The 22141-nt window shown below is 68.7% G+C and carries 2 protein-coding genes; one reads left to right on the top strand and one right to left on the bottom strand.

All coding sequences use genetic code 11. The annotated features are described in order from the left end of the window. Window positions 1-899: 899 nt before the first annotated feature. Complete coding sequence (locus tag NN4_RS21245) at window positions 900-20630, top strand: type I polyketide synthase (RefSeq protein WP_186818546.1); 19731 nt, start codon at window positions 900-902, stop codon at window positions 20628-20630. Here NN4_RS21245 and NN4_RS21250 read toward each other — a convergent pair. After that, window positions 20544-22130 (bottom strand): acyl-CoA synthetase, encoded by a 1587-nt coding sequence (locus NN4_RS21250; protein WP_147134114.1) that lies wholly within the window; start codon window positions 22128-22130, stop codon window positions 20544-20546. The two genes, NN4_RS21245 and NN4_RS21250, sit on opposite strands and share 87 nt — an antisense overlap. Between the last annotated feature and the right edge of the window lie 11 nt (window positions 22131-22141).

Below are 22141 nucleotides of genomic sequence, written 5' to 3' on the forward strand. Positions count from 1 at the left end.
AATCATATCGGCACCGCCGTGAAAATGGATATAACTCCTGGAAATCCCGCGTTGTCCGTAGAGACTACTATTTCCCATGGACCACTCCCCTCCCGAGTCAAAACCATGCGACGGGGCAAATTCGAAGAGATACGCCGCCAATCATGCCACTTCACCCCTTCCCCATGGACATTAGCAGCACCACTCGAACACGCGCAAGAGATGTGCGCAATCCACAGTGAGAGCACTTCCGCCTCGCACAGCCCGACATATATTGGATCCGCCGAGCATGCGCCGAGGGGCTCGAAAACACTTATTACCAACTACTTATAGACGATAAGCATAACCGGAAATGCCACCACTCGCCGATGCCTATCGATCAAATACGGGAATAGTACGGGACCGGCAGGTATGTGTCCGAAATCCGCGAATGGGCCGTTGCCGCCAGCTAGAACAGCGAAGAAACAGACCGTCCGGTTCGGCCGTAGCGCCATCCTGCGGGCGATCTGGGCTTGCCACTTCAATCAAAGACGAAAATTCTACTTGGAAGGGAGAATCCTCCGGAACCCCGTCCGACCGCACTCCTCCGGCCGAGGCCCCGACCTCGCTCGGCCGGGGACGACGCGTGTCGGGGCGGGGCGCCGGCCTGCGGTACGACCCGGTGCGAAGGCAAGACCGTAGCGAATCGACGTCTTTCGCCGAGGACGCTCCTGACCAGCTAGGACTCCTCGATCACCTGTCCGGGGACCGACGACCGATCGCACCTCGAATACGTCATGGTGAAAACGATGCGGAACCCGCTGCGATCAGCCCGGCCGCCGTGTTCCGGCGTTCGGCAGCGCGCTGCTCGAACAGATCTGTCGTATCCATGGATACCGGCGCAGGAGGAAAGACCACACGTGTCGACAGGAAATGTTTTCATGTTCGGTGGCCAAGGATCGCAGTATTACGGAATGGGCCGCGAATTACGCGCGGCCCATCCGGCCTTCGATCGCTCGTTACGTGAACTCGATACGATGTTCGGCGATTTCGGTATTCCCGGAGCATTGGACCAGATCTACCGTCCCGGCACGGAGGCAACGGGCCCGTTCGATACGCTCCGCTATACCCATCCCGCCATTGCCATAATCGAGCTCGCCATGTTCGATATGCTCGTCGCCGAAGGAATCGAGCCCGATTATCTGCTGGGATACAGTCTCGGCGAATCCGTCGCGGCCGCCGCCGCCGGTGTGCTCGATCGGGAACAAATGGTCGCGTGCGTTGCCGAGCAGACGCTTCTGGTCGAACAGCACTGTAAGGCAGGCACCATGCTGGCCGTCCTCGGCAATGTCGACGATATGTACACTCCGGCCGATTCCGAGTGGGCCGGGGTGGAATTGGCGGCGGTCAACTACGACCGGCATTTCGTGGTTTCCGGGTCGACCGACGCCGTCGCGCGCGCGAGCGCCACGGCTCGCGCGGCCGGTGTCACCTGCGCCCGGCTACCGGTGCACTACGCCTTCCACTCGACGGACATGGATGCCATCGCCGAGCCCTATAAGCGACTGCTGTCGACCGTCGCGCTACGTGCGCCGCGGATACCGCTGCTGTCCAGTGCGCACGTCGGCTTCCTGAACGACCCGGCGCCCGAAACTCTCTGGCAGATGTTCCGCGGCGCGATCCGATTCCGCGGCGCGATCCGGCTGCTGGAGGCCGATTACGACGGCCTGCGTTATGTCGATCTCACGCCGTCCGGCACCCTCGCCACCTTCGCCACCAAGAACTTTCGGCCGGATTCCGGCGCGCGCAGCATTGCCCTGCTCGATCGTTTCGCCCCGGCCGAACGGGGCCTGAACCAGGCGCGGGAGCTACGGGCGACGCCGCGTCCAGCGACGACCACCCAGCATCCGACGGCGGCGGGATCGCACACACCGACCGCTGTGGTGTTTCCCGGGCAGGGTTCCCAGCTGCTCGGGATGGCGGAGGACCTGTTCGCCGAGTTCCCGGAGTTGGTGACGCAAGCCGACGAGATCCTGGGCTACTCGGTGCGCGACCTCTGTGTCGAAGATCCGGACGGCGTGCTCGGACGCACCGAATTCACCCAGCCCGCGCTGTTCGTCGCCAACGCGTTGTACTACCGCGCGTGGGAACGGGACAACGCGCCCGCGCACATGTTCGCCGGGCACAGTCTCGGCGAATACAACGCGCTGTGGGCGGCGGGCGCCTTCGACTTCGCGACCGGCGTCCGGCTGGTCCACCGGCGCGGCGAGCTGATGTCCCGGGTGGGCGACGGCGGCATGGCGGCCGTGGTCGGATTGACCGAGCAGGACGTCCGGGGCGTCCTGTCCTCCTCCGGTTTCGACGATCTCGATGTCGCCAACATCAATAGCGCCGACCAATTGGTGATCTCGGGGCCGAAGCCTGCGATCGAGCGGGCGGGCGAGGCCTTCCGCAAGGCGGGCGCTCGCTATCTGCCGCTGCGCGTCGGCGGCGGATTCCACTCACGGTACATGGCAGGGGCCCGCGACGAATTCCAGCTCTTCCTTGCCGATTTCGAGCTGGCACAACCCCGTGTTCCGGTGATCGCCAACGTCACCGCGCAGCCTTACCCGGAGACCGACCTGCGCCCATTGCTCACCGCGCAGCTGACCAGCCCGGTGCGCTGGGCTGAGAGCGTGCGCACGCTCTTGTCACACGGCTCGACGATCCAGGAGGTCGGTCCCGGCCGCGTGCTCACCAAACTGGTCGCGAAGATCCGCGACACCGCACCGGCGGAACCGCCGCGCACCGCCGAACCGGCGCCACAATCCGGATCAGCGCCCGCCACCACCGCAGTGCCCACCGCCCCCACCACCGCGGTGCCCACCACCGACCGCACGTCACCAGGGCGATCCGAACGGACCGCAGTAGCGATCGTCGGCATCGGATGTCGGCTACCCGGCGCGGACAACCACCGCAGGTTTCTCGAAAACCTGCGCGCACGTATAGATTCGGTGCGGGAGCTCCCGGCAGACCGCTGGGATCCGGACCGGTACTACGACGCCGACATCACCGCACCCAACCGCACCGTCAGCAAGTGGCTCGGCGCGCTCGACCACCCGTGGGCCTTCGACCACGAATTCTTCGGGATCTCGCCGCGCGAGGCCGCGCTGCTCGATCCCTTGCAGCGGCTGCTCATGGAGGAGACCTACCACTGCCTGGAGGACGCGGGGATCACCGCGACGACCCTCTCGGCCGCCCGCACCGCGGTGTACCTCGGCAATTTCGAGCGCGACCACCTGATCGAAATGACGGAGGCGGGCCAGGACGTCGAAAGTCATTCCGTCCTCGGCGTTTACGACTGCCTGCTCGCCAACCGGCTGTCGCAGGCCTTCGACCTCGTCGGCGCGAGCTTCGCGGTCGACGCGGCGTGTGCGTCGTCCTTGGTGGCGATCCATCTCGGCGCTCAGGCGCTGAGCACCGGCGACGCCGACTACGTACTCGCGGGCGGAGTCAACCTCAGTACACATCCCTGGAAATACCTGGGCTTCGCGAAAGCGAGGATGCTCAGCCCCGACGGACGTTGTAAAGCATTCGACCGCGACGCGAACGGGTTCGTACCGGGAGACGGCGTCGGCGTCGTACTGCTGCGCAGGCTCGACGACGCGGTGCGCGACGGCGACCACATCTACGGGGTCGTCACCGGCACCGCGGTCAACCATGGCGGCAGGCGCACCACGATGACCGCGCCGACAGTCGCCGCCGAACGGGCCGTTGTCGCCGAGGCGATCGCCAGGGCGGGAGTCAGCCCGCGCGATATCACCTATGTCGAAACACATGGCACCGGAACAGCTCTCGGCGATCCGATCGAGGTCGAAGCGTTACGCCAGATCTTCGCACCGACCTCGACGGACACCCGCTGGTGCACCCTGGGATCGGTCAAATCGAATATCGGCCATCTCGAAGGCGCCGCCGGGATCGCCGGTCTGATCAAGGTGCTGATGATGCTGCGGACGCGCCGGATCGTGCCGACGCTGCACGTGCGCAACGTCAATCCGCTGATCAACCTGGCCGACGGCCCGTTCCGGCTCGCGCTCGAGGACACCGAATGGCTGCCCGGCTCGCCCGGCGCCCCGCTGCGGGCCGGGGTGAGCTCATTCGGCTTCGGCGGGGTGAATTCGCATGTGGTCGTCGAGGAGTACCAGGCCGTCCACAGTGCCCACCAGACCACGACGACGAATCAGGACCGGATGGATACCCCGCGCATGCCCACCGACCCACGGACGGATCGCCTGCCGTATCTGCTCTCCGCCGCCTCGCCCGGCTCGTTGCTGCGGCTCGTCGCGACTTGGCGGGAGGCGATCGGACCGGACGGCTGGCTCGCCGCCCCGATCGGTGACATCTGTGCCACCTTGGCAACCGGGCGCGCGCACCTGCCCTATCGCTTCGGTGGATTGGCCGGTGACCGAACCGAACTCGGCACGCTGCTGGCGACGATCGGTGCACCGGAGCACGCCACGAGCCGTCGATGGGCACTGCGCGTCGGCATGATTCCCCTACCAGCGGACCTGGATCGGCTCCTGACGCGACCGCCGTTCCGAGAGCTTCTGCTTGCCCACGATCCAGCGGTGCGCTCGCTGCTCGACCAGGGACCGAGCCCTGCGGCACAGTGCGCGTTCACCACCCTGATCATCCAAGCCCTGCGACGTTTCGGCTTGGTCCCGGAGCTGATCGTCGGCTCAGGACCTGGCACCTGGCCCGCGCTCGCTGCGGCAGGTGTACTCGACCTCACCGCCGCGGCCGCGCTTGCCGCAGGCGAACGGCCCGCAGTGACGCTACGCACGCCGGCCGTGCCACTCGCCGTGCCGGGCACCGACCAGCTGCTGCGACCGCTGTCGATCGACCGCCGGTATCTTCGTGAGCTCCGCTCCTGCGGCGCACCGAGCCCACGACAATTGGGCGATCTACTCGACTTCGCAGCCGCACTCATCGGACAGCGCACCCTGCGGCACAACCTGCGGGACTGGCAGATTCGATTGACCGCGCGCGGCCTCGGCCACCTCGACCTCGCCGATCAGGTCGCCGCGGCGGCCGGTGCGGCGCGGGAACCACGCGAAGTCATGCTCGCCGCGGTCGCGGTCCAGAACGCGCTGGACCGGCTCAACCGCAAGTGGGATCTGCCGCTCAACCGCTTCCTCGACGAAGAACACCTCGTCGAACAATTGGACCTGCTGCTCGACGGTGTGCTGGACGCCGACGAGCTGATCGAGATGATCATCGGCGACGAAGACGGTCTGGCCGCAGCCGCCGCGGCCGCCCAGCGCAACCAGCATCGGATCGACTTGACCGATCGGCACCGCTATCCCACGCTGCGGCGAATGTCGGTGCTACCCGGCGAGCTTCGCACGCCGGACGCATGGGCGCGGCTGGCCGATGCCAACCTCGACTACGCGATTGCTTCGGACCTCGCCGTGGTCGCGGTCGGCGACACACCCGACGCGGCGAGCGTCACTGTCAACGCCGTCTCGGTGGATGAGCCACTGACCGAACCGCTGCTCGAACTGTGGCGGCGCGGAGTCGACGTGCGCTGGGACGCGCATCCCGTCGCCACCGCTGGTGTCCGCACTTCGCTGCCGACCACAGAGTTCGACAGCGTCGAGCATCGTCGTACCGCCCCGCCGTCGACCAGCGAGGTCGGCACCACACCCGGGACAACGACGACCGACGACGGGCAGCTGATCGAGCTGCACAGCGAGTGGTCGGTCATCGAACCGGCACCGGCGACCACCCCCCTCGGTCACGTCCTGGTCGTGACATCGGACCCGAACATGCGCCGAAGCCGTTCCGGCGCAGCAGGACTCGCGCATGTACTCGTCGAACTCGGAACCCGGTTCGAGCGGATCGACGACCACACCTGGGTCGTGCCACCGGACGACACTGCCGGCTGGCACCAGGTTTTCGAGACAATGGCCGAGCGCGGCGAACCACTGCGGACGGTGCTGCTCTCCGCTGACGGACCGGACCCGACGGTCGCTGTCCTGCAACTGATCAAGGCGGCGTATGGACGCGGCGTAGCGGTGCTGGCCGTCGGCAAGCACGACGACGGCGCGATCGCACCCGAGCTGGCCGCGTTGACCGGCATGGCGCGCTGCCTTCATCGGGAGACCGATACGGTGCGCCTGCGGGCGCTCGCCGTGCCCGACGAGTTCGGCGCCTCGTCCACCGCGGAAAGTGTTGCGGCGGAACTGAATCGAACCGACAGCGGCGACCTGGTGCGCTACCATCGTGGCCGCCGAGAGTCGCGCATCTTCGTACCGACAGCGGTGGCGCCACCCTCCGCCCGGCCCGGAACCTGGGCGGCCGGAACCTACCTGGTCACCGGCGGGCTCGGCCGCATCGGCAGGCTCGTCGCCGCCCACCTGCTCGCGTCGCCGGGCACAACGGTCGTCCTGGCGGGACGCACCAAGGAGGATGACGCGCACCGTCTCGATCACACCGAGTTCAGCGCCGCTGCGGATCGGGTCGCCTATTTCCAGGCCGATATCGCCGATCCCGACGCGACCGCCGCCTTGGTAGCGCGGATCCACGACCGGTTCGGCCCGCTGACCGGGGTCTTCCACTGCGCGGGGACCCTGCGGGACGGATACCTGGCGCACAAGTCGATCGACGACCTGAACGCGGTCCTCGCACCCAAGGTGCGCGGCGCGCGGAACCTCGATCTCGCCACCCGGGACGACCCGCTCGACGTCTTCGTGTTGTTCTCCTCGGTGGTCGCGGTGACCGGCAATCCCGGCCAGGGCGACTACGCGGCAGCCAATGCGTACCTCGACGAATTCGCCGCCGCGCGGGTGGAACTCCGGACGCGGGGCGTCCGCTCGGGACGCAGCGTGTCGATCGGCTGGCCGATCTGGCAGGACGGCGGTATGACGGTGACCGACCGCGGCGTACTCGGCGAAGCGTCCGGGATGCGACCGATGGCCGCCTCGACCGGTCTGGCGGTCCTCGACCGGATCTGCGCCGAAGGGTCCGGCCCGCACGCGTTCCTCTACGGCGACCCGGCACGCACGCCGCGCCTGCTCGACCGCGACCGTACGCCCGCGCCCCGGCCGGCCACAGCGACCGCCCCGGCGACAAGCACAGAACTCCCTGCGGCACAAAGTTGCTCGCCTGTGGACGTGCTCGGGTTCGCACGAGACTACGTGGCGACGCAGATCGCTCGGCTGCGCGGCGTACCGGTCGAATCGATCGATCTCGACCTCGGTCTCGATCAGCTCGGACTCGACTCGATCGTGGTCAGCGAGTTCAACGCGCGGATCGAGGCTGATCTCGGAACAGTCAGCGAGACACTGCTTTTCGAATGCCGCACGCTCGGTGCCGCGGCAGAGCGTGTCGCGAAGGCGCGACCGGGCGAGCTCGCGGCACACTACGGCAGCACCGGGACTTCCCGCGTAGCAACCGAACAACTCCCCGCGTCGGTGACTCCCGAGCCGAGCATCGAGGCCGACGACCACGACATCGCGATCGTCGGCTTGGCCGGCCGCTACCCGAAGGCCCCCGATCTACCGACCTTCTGGCAGAACCTCAGCAGCGGCCGGGACTGTGTCGGCGAAGTACCCGCGACGCGTTGGCGTCTCCCGGGCGACCGCGCGGGCAACACCGCCCGCACCGACTACCGGTGGGGCGGATTCCTCGACGACGTGGACGCCTTCGACCCACTGTTCTTCCATATCTCGCCGCGCGAAGCGGAGACGATGGACCCGCAGGAGCGGTTGTTGCTGCAGACCGCCTGGCACGCCTGCGAAGACGCCGGGTACCCGCCCCGGCGACTGGGTGACCCGGATGAACCGGGCGACCGCGCGGTCGGCGTGTTCGTCGGTGTCACCACCCAGACCTACCACCTGTGGGGGCCGGACCAGCAGCGCGCCGGAAACGACGGCATCCCGCTGGCCAACCCGTGGTCGATCGCGAACCGAGTGTCCTACTGCCTTGACCTGCACGGCCCGAGCATGGCGGTGGATACCGCCTGCGCTTCCTCACTCACCGTGCTCCATCTCGCGGTCCAGAGCATCGCGCGCGGCGAATGCGCCATGGCATTGGCGGGCGCAGTCAATCTCTACCTGCACCCCGCCAAATACGACTGGCTGAATCAGTTGCAGATGCTCTCTCCGACCGGACGCTGTCACGCGTTCGGTGCGGCGGCGGACGGTTTCGTCCCCGGTGAGGGCGTCGGTGCGGTCGTGCTCAAGCCGCTGCGCGCCGCACTCGCCGACGGTGACCGCATCCGCGGCGTGATCAAGGGGACTGCCCTCAATCACGGCGGTCGCACCAGCGGATTCACCGTGCCGAACCCGCGTGCGCAGTCCAGGCTGATCGCAGATGCCCTCGCCGACGCCGGCGTCGACGCGGCGACGATCGACTACGTGGAGGCCCACGGCACCGGAACGCCGCTGGGCGACCCCATCGAAATCGCCGGACTCACCGAGGCTTTCGACGGGGTAGCACCCGGCTCCTGTGCGATCGGCTCGGTCAAGACGAATATCGGCCATCTCGAAGCCGCGGCAGGATTGGCCGCCCTGACCAAGGTGCTGCTCCAGCTGCAACACAGCCAACTGGCGCCCTCGCTGCACGGGACCGAGCCGAACCCCCGCATCAGTTTCGCCGATACCCCGTTCGAGGTCACCACGGCATCGCGACCATGGCCACGCCCACGCGCCGACGGTGTCGAGCCGCCGCGACGCGCAGGCATCAGCTCGTTCGGCGCGGGCGGATCGAACGCGCACATCATCGTCGAGGAGGGGCCGGACCGAACGGTGGCTCGTGGGCCCGAGGACGGGACGCACCTGATCGTGGTATCGGCGGCCGACCCCGACCGGCTACGAGAGCACTGCGGGAACCTGGCCGCCGAAATCCACCGTCGCTCAACCGATATGCGGGTATCCGAGCTGGCCTACCAGTTACAGGTGCGGCGTGAGCCACTGCAAGAACGGCTTGCCCTGCTGGCCGATGATCCGGTCGATCTCGCGGCTCGGCTGACCGCGATCGCCGAGGGCGGAACGCGGCAGGACGGCGCTTGGACCACCGTTCGGGAGCGCGACGCGCGCGACGCCGCACGGCGGGAGCTACCCGCCGCACTCGAACGGCGGGATCTGCCCGCGTTGGCCGCGGCGTGGGTGACCGGCGTGGACGTGCCGTGGGAAGCGCTGTACTCGGCGCCCCTGCCGCATGTCGATCTGCCCGGTTATCCGTTTGCCACGGAACGCTATTGGCTACCGGAGCTGCCCGGCCTGCCGGTATCCCCCACCGACTCGCATCCCTTCACGACGCGGCGGGACGGCAACGGCACCGTGGTCGAATTCACCGGCCGCGAACCGTTCCTCGAGCACCACCAGGTGGACGACGTGCCGATCTTCCCGGCCGCCGGATACCTCGAAATGGTCCGTGCCGCAGCGTCCTCCGATGCCGGAGGGGTTCCGATCAGACTGCGTAACAACGTATGGTCCGCACCGATCACCGTCACGGAGCCGCGCACCGTCCGGGTCGAACTCACCGAGACGGCAGCGCGGATCGAGTACGAGGTAGTCGGCGACGAGGCCGACGGGCGCCGCATCGTGCACGCGACCGGGCGAATCGAAAATCTGCGGGCCACACCGGAGCACGACGAAACCATCGATATAGAGGCGGTCCGTCGCCGCTGCCGCGACCAACTCGCCGCCGCCGACTTCTACCCGGAGATCCAGCGCCGCGGGCTGCGCCTCGGACCGATGTATCAGGGCATCGTGCGAGTGCACTGGAACGACGACGAGGCGCTGGCGGAACTGCGCAGGCCCGCGTCCGGCGACCAGGACGCGTACCTGCTCCACCCCGGCATGCTGGACGCCGCGTTGCAGTCCTCGCTGTGGTTGCTCGCGCGGCGCTCGCCGCAGCTGCATCTGCCGTTCAGCATCGGCGCCGTCGACATCCTCGGTCCGCTGCCCGCCACCTGTTTCTCGCACGTGGTCGTGCGGAGGTCCACGGCGACCGGCACCAAGCTCGACGTCCGCGTCATCGACGAGTCCGGCCGGATCGTCCTGCGCGTGACGGATATGTGGTTGCGGCCGTGGCGCCCCGCGGCGCCGGTGGACGACGATATCGACGCCGGCACGTACTTCCGCCCCGAGTGGGTGACCGCACAGCCACGCGGCCACCGCGACCCCGGCGCCACACTCGTGCTCGCCCCCACCGGTACGGCGGCCGAGCAACTCGTCGCCGCACTCACCCGAGCGCAGGCTCGTCCGGTCCGTGCGCTGTACGCGGCGCCGGACGGCTCGCTCTCCTCGCTCGACGACGCGCAGCCCGCCGTTGATCCGCACTCCGACAACGACTTCGACGCGCTGCTGGCGGCCGGGCCGGTGGACACAGTGATCTATCTCTGCCCTGACCGGCCGTCCGGCGACGCCTCCGCTGAACAGGTAGCCGATCGGATCGAGCGTGGTGTGCTGCCGCTGTTCGGTCTCCTGCGCGCCCTGGTCCGTGCCGAGGACAAGCGGCGGGTTCGCGTCGTGTGCGCCTACCCGGACGCCGCCCCCGAGTACGCGGCGCTCGGTGGGCTGCTGCGCACCGTCGCGCGCGAGAGCACGCGGGTGTCCTACGTGCATGTCGGGCTGCCCGATGGTGATGCGAGTGCCGCCACGAAACTCGCTGCGCACGAAGCACTGTCCGAAATCGACTCCGCCGACGTGCGTTACGCGGACGACAGGCGAACTGCGCTGGAATGGCGGCGGTTCCGGCCCGAGCCTGAGGCCGCGTCCGGACTGCGAAGAAACGGGGTCTACCTGATCACCGGCGGCGGGGGCGGACTCGGACTGCTGGTCGCCCGCTGGCTGGCCGAGACGGTGGCCGCCCGCGTCGTGCTGGCCGGGCGATCGTCGCCCGACGAGCGCGTGCGTGCCGCCCTTTCCCGAATCCAGGCGGTCGGTGGCGCGGCGAGTTTCGTCCAAGCGGACGTGTCGACAGCCGAGGGGGCCCAGACCGCGGTGCGGGCCGCCGATGCCGAATTCGGTGGGCTGCACGGAATTTTCCACTGCGCGGGCGTGCTCGCCGACGACTACCTCGTCCGGCAGGACGCCGCCGAGTTGCGCGCGGCGGTCGCCGGAAAAGTATTGGGCGCCATACGTATCGATGCCGCCACCGGCGACCGGCGACTCGACTTCCGGTGTTTGTTCTCCTCGGTCGCTGCCGTGCTCGGTAGCGCGGGACAAGCCCCGTACGCGTACGCCAACGCCTTCCTCGACCGCTACGCCGAGTCGCGCAACGCCGAGGGCCACCGCACCCTCGCGATCAACTGGCCGCTGTGGGCCGACGGCGGCATGAGCGTGGACGCTGAGGTATCCGAATGGCTCCTCAGCAATCTCGGGCTCCGTCCACTGCCGACCAGGCTCGGGCTCACCGCGCTGGGTGTCGCGCTCGCGAGCGGCGAGTCACGGCTGATGGTCGTCCCCGGTGACGGCGCCACGGTCGAGCGGCTACTCAGTGGCGCGCTCGACCGGCCGCGGGTGGCGACGGCGACCGAGTCACGGCCCGCCGTCTCGACGGACTCCGTGCAGCAGCTGCTGATCGCGGAGATCGCCGAGATCGGAAAGCTGGACCCCGGCCGAATCCGGCCGGACCGCGCCCTCGGCGACTACGGCTTCGACTCCCTGTCGCTCGGACGGCTCGCGAACCAGTTGGTGAAACGTCTTGCGGTGGATATCACCCCGGCGCTGTTCTTCGAGTACACCACCGTGCAGGAGGTCGCGGCACACCTGGTGGAGACCTTTCCGACCGAGCTGGCCGAGGCCGGTGCGGCCGCTGAGCCCGACTGCGACCCGGCGCGGATCGCACGAGCAGCGAGTGCGCCGATCGGAGCGCGCGTCGCGTCGCGCTCGGAGCCGACCGTCCAGGATGTGACCGAAACCCGTCCCGCGGCAACACAAGCCGTCCCGACCGCAGGCCCGGAACCGATCGCGATCATCGGCATGCACGCCACTATGCCGGGCAGCCCCGATCCGGAAGCCTTCTGGCGCAACCTCATCGACGGCCGCGACCTCGTCACCGAGATTCCGGCGGACCGCTGGGACTGGCGCGAGAATTATCACCCGACGCCGGGGCCGGGGCGGACGAACAGCAAGTGGGGTGGGTTCCTGCCGGACGTCGACCGGTTCGACGCGAAGTTCTTCGGCATCTCCCCCAAGGAAGCCCAGCTGATGGATCCGCAGCAGCGGCTCTTTCTGCAGACGACCTACCGTGCGATCGAGGACGCCGGATACCAGCCCGCCGACCTCGCCGCCGGCAGCACCGGCTTGTTCGTCGGCGTGGGCTCGCACGACTACTACGACCTGCTCCGGGACGCAGGCGTGCCGGTCGAGGCCTACACGACCACGGGCCTGTTCCATGCCATCCTGGCCAACCGGGTCTCGTACCTGCTGGATCTGAAAGGGCCGAGCTTCCCGATCGACACCGCGTGCTCGAGCTCGCTGGTCGCACTGCGGTCGGCGATCGAATCGCTGCGGGCGGGCAGCTGCGACACCGCCATCGTCGGCGGGGTGAATCTGCTGCTGGCGCCGATGGTCTACCTGTCGTTCGCCCGTGCGGGCATGCTCAGCCCCACCGGTCGCTGCCGGACATTCGACGCGGCCGCCGACGGTTACGTGCGCGCCGAGGGCGTCGGGGCGCTGCTGCTCAAGCCGCTCTCGGCGGCCGAGCGCGACGGCGACCACATCCATGCCGTCGTCCGGGGCAGCGCGGTGAACCACGGCGGCAAAGTGAACACGCTGACCACCCCGAATCCCAACGCGCAGTCCGAGCTGATCGTGCGCGCCTTCGATGAAAGCGGCACCGATCCCGCCACTGTGGGCTACCTGGAGCTGCACGGCACCGGGACCGCACTCGGCGACCCGATCGAAATCAATGGCCTGCGACGTGCTTTCCGAGAGATTCGGGATCGCGCCGGGCTACCTCGCCTGACTGAGCCGACGACATTGCTCGGCTCGGTCAAATCGATCATGGGGCATGCGGAAGCGGCCGCGGGCATCGCGGGCATATGCAAGGTGATCCTCGCGATGAAGCACGGCGCCATCCCGCCCAATCTGCATATCGACGAGATCAATCCGCAGATCAGGCTGGACGACAGTCCGTTCACGATTGTGCGCGGCAGGACCGAATGGCCACGTCGCACCGAGAACGGCACCGAACTCCCGCGCCGAGCGGGCGTCAGCTCCTTCGGCTTCGGTGGTGTCAACGGCCACGTGCTGCTCGAAGAGTATGTCGGGCAACCCCGGCCGCAGGAGCCGCCCGCGCAGCAGGTGTTCGTGCTTTCCGCCCGGTCGGTGGAGCAGCTGCGCGAGTACGCGCGCACGGTCGCCGACCGCTGCGAAACCGCCGGTCCCCCGGCCGATATCGCGTTCACCCTGCAGGTCGGTCGCGCGGCGCAACCGCACCGGCTCGCGGTGGTCACCGACTCGACCGGCGTGCTCGCCGACGAACTGCGGCAATTCGCGACGACGGGCTCGCCGGGCCCATGCGGCCGCTACGCCGTCGCGGACGACGACCAGGGCTCAGCGGCCGGCGAAGACCCGCACCGACTTGCCGACCGATGGGTGCACGGCGCGACGGTGGACTGGCAGGCGACCCACCGGGACCGCCGCCCGCGGCGGGTGAGCCTGCCGACGTATCCGTTTGCCCGAGAACGGCATTGGCTACCACAGCCGGAGACCGAACAGGTGCCACCGGCGGCGGAACCGGAGACCGATCAGGTGCCACCGACGCAGGAACCGCAGGCCAATTCCGCGGCCCGTCGGCTGGTCACCGGCCCCGGCGCGGCGGACGACGACGGGGGCACGGTGTTCAGCACCTATCTCGCCGCCTCCGATCGGCTCGTTCGCGAACATCGCATCCGCGGTTCGGCGGTGGTCGCGGGCGTGGTGCAGCTCGAACTCGCCGCTGCGGCGGTGGCCGCGCACCGGCCGGAGCACCGACACGCTACCGACGTGTGCTGGCTGCGTCCGCTGACGGTGCCGGACCCGGGGAGCACGGTGCTGATCCGGCTGACCGAGGACAGTGGCGACATCGTGCACGAGATCAGGACGGTCGAACACGGTGCGCCGGTGACACATTCGACCGGTCGCTGGGTACGGCACACCGGCGGAACACCGGACGTCGCGCCGCTCGAGCTCGACGCGGTCATCGAGAACTGCCAGGACAAGGTGGATTCCACCGGCATCTACCGGACCTTCGACGCCATCGGCATCGAGTACGGCCCGCTGTTCCGTGGCCTGCGCGCGGCGTGGATCGGCACCGGCGAACTCCTCGCCAGGTACACGGTCGAGGAGGCTCCCGGCGACCTGACCTACCGCTTCTCGCCGAGCGTGCTCGACGCCGCGCTACAGGCGATCACCGTGCTCGACGCCGCGGGTGACACCGGCATCGGCACCCGCCTGCCGTTCTCGGTGCAGTCGATCGAACTGATCTCGGCGCCACCGTCATCCGGGTACATCCGAGTCCGGGCACAGACGGGCAGCCACGACGTGCTGGTGCTCGACGAGCAGGGGCGCCCATGCGTCGTCCTGCGCGAAGTGGTGGTGCGCGCACAGCGGGATCGGCTCGACGATGTCTTCTATCGTCCGTACTGGGTGCCCGAGGACCCGCCCGCGGGGCTCGCGCGACCGGATGGCAGCTGCTTGATCATCCATCCACCGCACGCGTTCGGCCTGGATACCGCCCTCGCCACCTGGCACACCGGACCGGTCTGGCGGGTTCTCACCGGCAGGCAGAACCGCAGACTCGATGAACGGACCTGGGAGATCGACCCCGCCGATCCCGCCGACGGTTTGCGCGACTGCCTGCGCGAAGCGCGATCGATCCGGCACGTGTGGTTCCTCGGCGGCCTGCTGGCCGATGACACCGCGGCCGACGACCCCGCGCTGGTGCGCAGGGGTGCGCCGCTGCTGTTCCGCACCGTCCGCGCGCTGGCCGAGACCGATCTGATCCAGCATGTCGAGTCGATCCGATCGGTGCTCAACGACTCCTCCGACGCCGCAGGGCGGTGCGTCGGAAACCCGGCGGCCGCCGCGCTCACCGGTCTGAGCAAGTCGCTCGCCCACGAGTTCCCCCGTGTCGGCGTGAACTGCGTCGATATCGGTATCCCGGCCGGACGGCAGCCGTCCCGGGCCGAACTGGCCGAGGTGGTCGACGCGCTGCGCGCCGAACCCGCCCGCCAGGACAACCGCGAAGTCGCTTTCGCCGGTACCCGCCGGCTGGTTCGCAGGCTGCGTCCGGTGGCCCTGCGGCCGACCACGCGCACGCCGTTCCGGCACGGCGGGAACTATCTGATCATCGGTGGCGCCGGCGGCATCGGATTCGCGCTCGCCGAGCATCTGGCGGCGACGCGGTCCGCTCGGCTGATCCTGGTGGGCCGCAGTCCGCAGGATCAGCGGATCGAGGACGCACTGGCCCGGCTGGTCCGACTCGGCGGGCAGGCAGGCTATTGGCCTGCGGATGTCACCGACCGCGAGGCCATGCGCGCGGTGATCGCCAAGGCAAAGACCTGTGGACCGTTGCACGGTGTCGTGCATGCGGGAATGGTGTTGCGGGACGGGATCATCGAGCGCATGCCCGATGACGCGTTCGACGCGGTCCTCGCGCCGAAGGCGCACGGCACCAGGGTGCTCGCCGAAGTCCTCGCCGACGAACCGCTGGACTTCCTGCTCGTGCTGTCCTCGGTGCAAACGTTCACGGGTTCGGCGGGCCAGGCGAACTACGCGGCCGCGTCGAGCGCGCAAGACGCGTTCGCCCATCGGCTCGCGGTCACCTGTGGCTACCCGGTGCACATCGTCAACTGGGGGCCGTGGGCGGCCGTCGGCCGCGTGGCCGCCGCCGACTACCAGGACAGCTTGACCACCAGGGGCTACCAACCGTTGTTGCCCGCGGACGGCATCGACGCGGTCGAGCGTGTTCTCGGCAGCGGCGAGCGCCAGCTGGCGGTGCTGCGGGCCGAGCGGACGGTGCTCGACACGATCGGTGTCCTGGCGGCGGGGACGGCCGAGCCGACCCCCGACATCGCGGTCTTCGACGCTGATCCAGCCGAGCGGCACGCCTTGGACGAATTCGTCGCCACCTCGCTCCGGCATTGCTTCGGCGGCCTCGGCCTGTTCACTCGACCGTACGAAAGCCACACGCGCACAGCATTGCTCGACCGGCTCGGCGCGCTGCCGAAGTATCGCCGGCTGGTCGATGCGCTGTTGCGCATCCTGGCTCGAAACGGTCTGGTCTCCGAGCGCGGCGAGCTCATCGTCGCCAGCGACACGACGACGACCCAGCCGACCCTCGATCCGGCCGGGTTGCACGCCAGGTTCCCGCGCCTCGGCGACCGGATCGACCTGGTCTCGCGCTGCCTCACCGCCCTGCCCGACGTGCTCACCGGCGCTATGCCCGCGACCGAGGTGCTGTTCCCGGACGGCTCGATGGCACAGGTGGCCGCGATCTATCGGGGCGAGCCACAGGCCGAGTACTGCAACACGATTCTCGCTGAGCAGATCGCGCGGATGGCCACGTCTCGTCCGTTACGCGTGCTCGAGGTGGGCGCCGGAACCGGCGCGACGAGCGAGCGGGTGCTCGACGCGCTCGGCGCGGCAGGGGTAGCCGCCGAGTACGAGGTCACCGATATTTCGGCTGCCCTCGTGCGGCATGTCGCAACCCGGCTGGACCGACCGAACCTCGACCTCCGGTTCCGGCGACTGGACATCGAACGCCCCGCGCAGGAGCAGGGCTTCGCGGCGGGCCACTACGACGTGGTCATCGCGGCGAACGTGCTGCACGCCACCGCCGACCTGGACGCCGTACTCGGTGAGATGAACCGATTGCTCACTCCGGGTGGGCGTCTCGTGCTCACCGAGGTGACCGCGGTGCAGCCGTTCCACACGGTGACCTTCGGCCTGCTCGACGGTTGGTGGCGCGATCCAGATGAGACCCGCAGGCTGCCGGGTTCGCCGCTCCTCGACACGCACATGTGGCGTGGACGCCTGGAGGATGCCGGGTTCACCGGCGTGACCGTGCTCGGCGCGGGCAGCACTCCGGGATCGCTGAGCCAGCAGGTGCTGATCGCCACCGGCGGCACCGAGCAATATCTGGTCCCGGTCGCCGATCCGGCGGTCGTACTGCCAGTGGAGGACTGTTCCACCGAGCCCGTCGGCGCCACACCGGTCGATACCGACCGGCTCGGCGAGATCGTGCGGACGGTGGTCACCGAGCGCGTCGCCGGGTGTCTCGGGGTCCGCGCCGCCGAGATCGACCAGCACACGCCGCTGTCCGATCTCGGGGTCGACTCGATCGTCGCGGTGGAGCTGACCAACCGGTTGAACGACGCGCTCGGCATCGTGCTCAAAACCATTGTCGTGTTCGATCACCCGACGGTCGCCGACCTGTCGGCCTACATCGTGCAGCGCAACCCTGACCGCCTCGGTGAGCTGATTCCCGCGCCGACACCGACACGATCGGCAACCCCGCCGACACCGCCGAAGCCGCTGACGACCACGCAGGCGAGGGCCGAATCCCACCTCACGCCAACGGATTCCGCGCCGATGCGGGCCGTCCGGTTCGACCGCCCCGGTCATCCCCGGGAGCTTCGCATCGTGCCGATCGAGCCCGTGGACCCCGGCCCCGGTCAGGTGGAGGTGCAGGTCAAGGCCTTCCCGATCAACTTCTCGGACTTCTTGTTCGCCAAGGGCCTGTACCCAACGATGCCGGAGTTCCCGTGCACGCCGGGGGTAGAGGTGTCGGGCATCGTCCGCAGAGTGGGTTCCGATGTGCAGGGGTTCGCCGTCGGCGACGAGGTCATCGCGTTGACCGGACCCCAATTCGGCGGACAGGCGTCGGTGGTGGTCACCGACGCGGATTTCGTGGTCGCCAAGCCACCAGGCATCAGTCATGAGCAGGCGTGTGGCTTTCCGGTGGCCTTCCTGGCGATGTACCTCGCCTTCGAGCGGGCCGGGATCCAGCGGGGCGATCGGGTGCTCATCCCCTCCGCCACCGGGACTACGGGGCTGATCGCGATCCAGCTCGCGCGGCTCGCCGGAGCCGAGGTGATCGCCACCGCCGGCGCGCCGCACAAGATCGAATACCTGGCGCGGCTCGGCATTTCGGACGCCATCGACCATCAGCGCACCGATGTGGTGGCCGAGGTGCTGCGCCGTACCGGGGGCGCAGGCGTGGACGTCGTGATCAACACGCAGGCAGGCGAGGCGACGCAGCAGGGTCTGGACGTACTGGCACCGGAGGGCCGGTACGTGGAGATCGCGGTGTTCGGCCTCCAGGCGTCCGGCGGGTTCGATCTGTCCCGACTCGTCGACAACCAGAGCTTCCACAGTTTCAATACCAAGAAGTTCTTCCGCCGCCATCCCGAGCTGCGCGCCGAGTATTTGCGCATCGCCGCCGAGCATCTGGCGTCCGGCAAGGTCGTGCCCACCGTGGCGCATGTCGTCCCGTTCGACCGGGTCACGGAGGCCTATGCGCTGAAGGAGGACCGGGCGCTGATCGGCAGGGTCGTGGTCACCATGCCCGACCCGGAGGTCTGCGCCGAAACGGCTGCCGGCGCATCGCAGCCGTTCGACGAGGACACGGTGCGCAACAACGACATCGCGGTGATCGGCATGTCCGGTCGGTTCCCCGGCGCACCCGATGTCGGCGCTTTCTGGGACAACCTCGCGGCGGGCAACGGGTCGGTCCGTGAGGTTCCCCGCGACCGCTGGGCGGCCGAGGACTACTACGACCGGGATGGACGCCGGAGCGGAGCAACGAACTGCAAGTGGGGCGGTTTCCTCGATGACGTGTCCGGATTCGACGCCGGGTTCTTCGCCATCTCGGACGAGGAGGCGGCATACACCGACCCACAGCAACGGCTGTTCCTGGAAGAGACATGGCGCGCTGTGGCCGAGGCGGGCTACTCGGCCGCCGCGATGCGCGGCAGCCGATGCGGAGTGTTCGTCGGCGTCGGGCCGAGCCAATATCTGTCCAGGATGACCGCGGCCGGAGTGGCCAAGCCGCCACAGGTGTTCTGGGGCAACGAGTCGTCGGTGCTGGCCGGCCGGATCGCCTATGTCCTCGACCTCAAGGGACCGACCATGGCGATCAATACCGCGTGCTCGTCATCGCTGGTCGCTCTGCATCTCGCGGCGCGAAGCATCATCGACGGCGAATGTGACACCGCGATCGCGGGCGGCGTGTTCATCACGCTCGACCCGGACTACTTCGTGGTGGCGGGCAACGGCGGCATGCTCGCCGCCGACGGTCGCTGCAAGACCTTCGACGCCGCCGCAGACGGTTTCGGTCCCGGCGAGGCGGTCGGTGCCGTGCTGCTCAAACCCCTGTCGGCCGCGCTGCGCGACGGCGACCATATCCATGGCGTCATCAAGGGCACCGCGATCAATCAGGACGGCCGCACGAACGGGATCACCGCGCCGAGCGGCAGTGCGCAAACCGAGGTCGCGCTGTCCGCCTACGCGCGTGCCGAGATCGACCCGGCGACCATCGGCTACGTCGAGGCACACGGCACCGGCACCCGATTGGGTGACGCGATCGAGATCGAGGCGTTGTCCAACGCTTTCCGCGCGCACACCGACCGCACCGGCTGGTGCGCGATCGGCACGGCGAAGACGAACATCGGCCATACCGCGGCCGCGTCCGGCATCGTCGGCGTGCTGAAGGTGCTGCTTGCCATGCGCCACAGGCGGATTCCGCCATCACTCAATTTCGACGAGCCCAACCCGCTGATCGATTTCGCCGAGACACCCTTCGTCGTCGCGACGCAGCCGCGGGATTGGCCTGCCGAGCCCGGCGTCCCACGCCGTGCCGCGGTCAGCAGCTTCGGGTTCAGCGGAACGAACGCCCATGTGGTGCTGGAAGAGCCGCCACAGCTGGACAGCTCCGGCCGGTCCGCCCGCCGGGCGGCGAATTCCCCTGCCGCCCTGCTCATCCCGGTTTCGGCGCACACGCGTACCGCACTGCTCGCCTGGTGCGCGAAGCTCGCGCGCTGGCTGGACGGCCCCGACGCCGTGACATCCCTGACCGACCTCGCCTATCACCTGCAGCTACACACGGACCATTTCACCGAGCGAGCAGCGTTCCTGGTCTCCGACATCAGTGCACTGCGGGCCGCGCTCGATGATCCGGCGGCGGCGAGTGCCGCTGCCGCGGAGGGCGATCCGAAGGCCGTCGCCTACCTGGCCGGCGCCGAGGTCGATTGGCTCGGGGAGTGGCAGAGCCGATCGGGTCCGCGTCTGTCACTGCCCGGCTATCCGTTCGAACCTCGGCGGCACTGGTTCATCGATGACGACCGCGTCTTCGGTGCGTCGGCGGAACCGCCCGCGGCGACCCCGGACAGCCCGACGGGACACCCGGAAAACGGTGCGGCGCAGCGTGCCACGACAACCCCGGACAACGTGACGGCAGCGTGGGAGGCGGCGGCCACGGCGATGGCGGAGGTGCTGGAACGTCCGCGGGAAACGCTCGACGCCGACACCCCGCACTCCGACCACGGGATCGACTCCGTCCGTGCGGTGCAGATTGCGGCAAAGATCAGCGCGCGGCTCGGCGTCGAGCTACGCCCGACCGACCTCTTCCGATTCCCGACCCTGCGGGAGCTGGCCGGGCACCTCGCCGAGTTGCCCGCGGTACCGGTCGCGTAGCTCGTGTTTGAGCACCTTGCCCGCGTTGGAGACCGGGAGCTCATCGACGAAGTCGACACTGCGCGGCGCCTTGTATCCCGCAAGGCGCCGCTTCACGTGGGCACGCAGCTCGTCGGCGGTGACCGCGCCGTCCCCGACGATGACGGCGTGCACACGCTCACCGAAACGCTTGTCCGGCAACCCGATCACCGCGCACGCGGACACCGCGGGATGGTCGCGCAGCACCGCCTCCACTTCGGCCGAGTACACGTTCTCGCCGCCGGTGATGACCATGTCCTTGATCCGGTCGACGACATACAGGTAGCCGTCCGCATCGAGATAGCCCGCATCGCCGGTATACATCCAGCCGTCGCGAACGGCAGCGGCGGTCAGGTCGGGGCGGCGCCAGTAGCCGCCCATGACATGTGCGCCGCGGCACAGGATCTCGCCGACCGCGCCGACCGCGGTGTCGACGCCGTCGGGCCCGACCACCCTGATCTCACTGTGTGCTGCAGGCCGCCCGGCCGAGTAGCGATGCTCGCCGCCCTCGGCGTGGTCGGCGGGGCCGAGCAGCGTGGCGACCGGAGCCAGTTCCGTCATTCCGTAGCCCTGCACCAGTTCCACGTCCGGAAAGCTGTCGGACACTCGATCGAGCAGGTCCGGTGGCATGGGGGCGGCCGCATAGACGATTCGGCGCACCGCGCGCAGGTCGTGCCGACCGAACTCGGGGTGATCCAGCAAGGCCTGCAGCATCGTCGGCGCGAGGAAGAGATCGGTGATGTGCTGCGCCGCGAGCACGGACAGCACCGCGGCTGGTTCGAACTTCGGCACGGTGACCTGTGTGTTACCGGCGAGCGCCTGCATCAGCCAGTGCGCGAGGTCGCCGAGATGGAACATCGGCGCCGAGTGCAGGAAGCGCCCGCGCGGAGTAGCCATGAACCCGCCCGCCATGCAGCCGAGCGCCGAGGTGAGCAGATTGGTGTGGCTCAGCATGACGCCCTTGGGCCGCCCCGTCGTACCGCCGGTGTAGAACAGTGCGGCCAGCGCGTCGCCACCGCGTCGGGCATCCGGGATGGGTTCGGCCGCATCCAACAACGCTTCGTAGCCCACGCAGCCCGCCGGTGTCGGCCCATCATCGGCATACACCACCCGGCTCAGATCCGGGCAGCCCGCACACAGCGCGGCGGCCAGACCCGCGAAGCCGTCATCGACCACCAGCACACGCACCTCGGCATCGCGCAGGCAATCCATGATCTCCGCGGGCGCCCATCGCGTGTTCACCGGCACCGCTACGGCGTCAGCCCACGGTACCGCCATCAGGTATTCGAGGTACCGATCCGAATTCGAGGCCGCTATCGCGATCCGATCACCCGGCTCGACGCCGAGTGCCCGTAGTCCCCCAGCGAGTCTGGCGACCCGATTGACGTGGTGGGCAAAGGACCGTTCGCGGCCCGCGTGGATGGTGGCGATTTGGTCCGGGCACTGCTGCAGTGCTCGATGCAGGGACTGGGTCAGATACATGAGATCCTCTG

It is taken from the genome of Nocardia ninae NBRC 108245 (assembly GCF_007990755.1).
Lineage (GTDB): Bacteria > Actinomycetota > Actinomycetes > Mycobacteriales > Mycobacteriaceae > Nocardia > Nocardia ninae.

What these genes read in the sequence shown, in the direction of transcription:
- NN4_RS21245 (WP_186818546.1), top strand. Translation starts at nt 900, where the DNA reads ATGTTCGGTGGCCAAGGATCGCAGTATTACGGAATGGGCCGCGAATTA.
- NN4_RS21250 (WP_147134114.1), bottom strand. Translation starts at nt 22,130, where the DNA reads ATGTATCTGACCCAGTCCCTGCATCGAGCACTGCAGCAGTGCCCGGAC.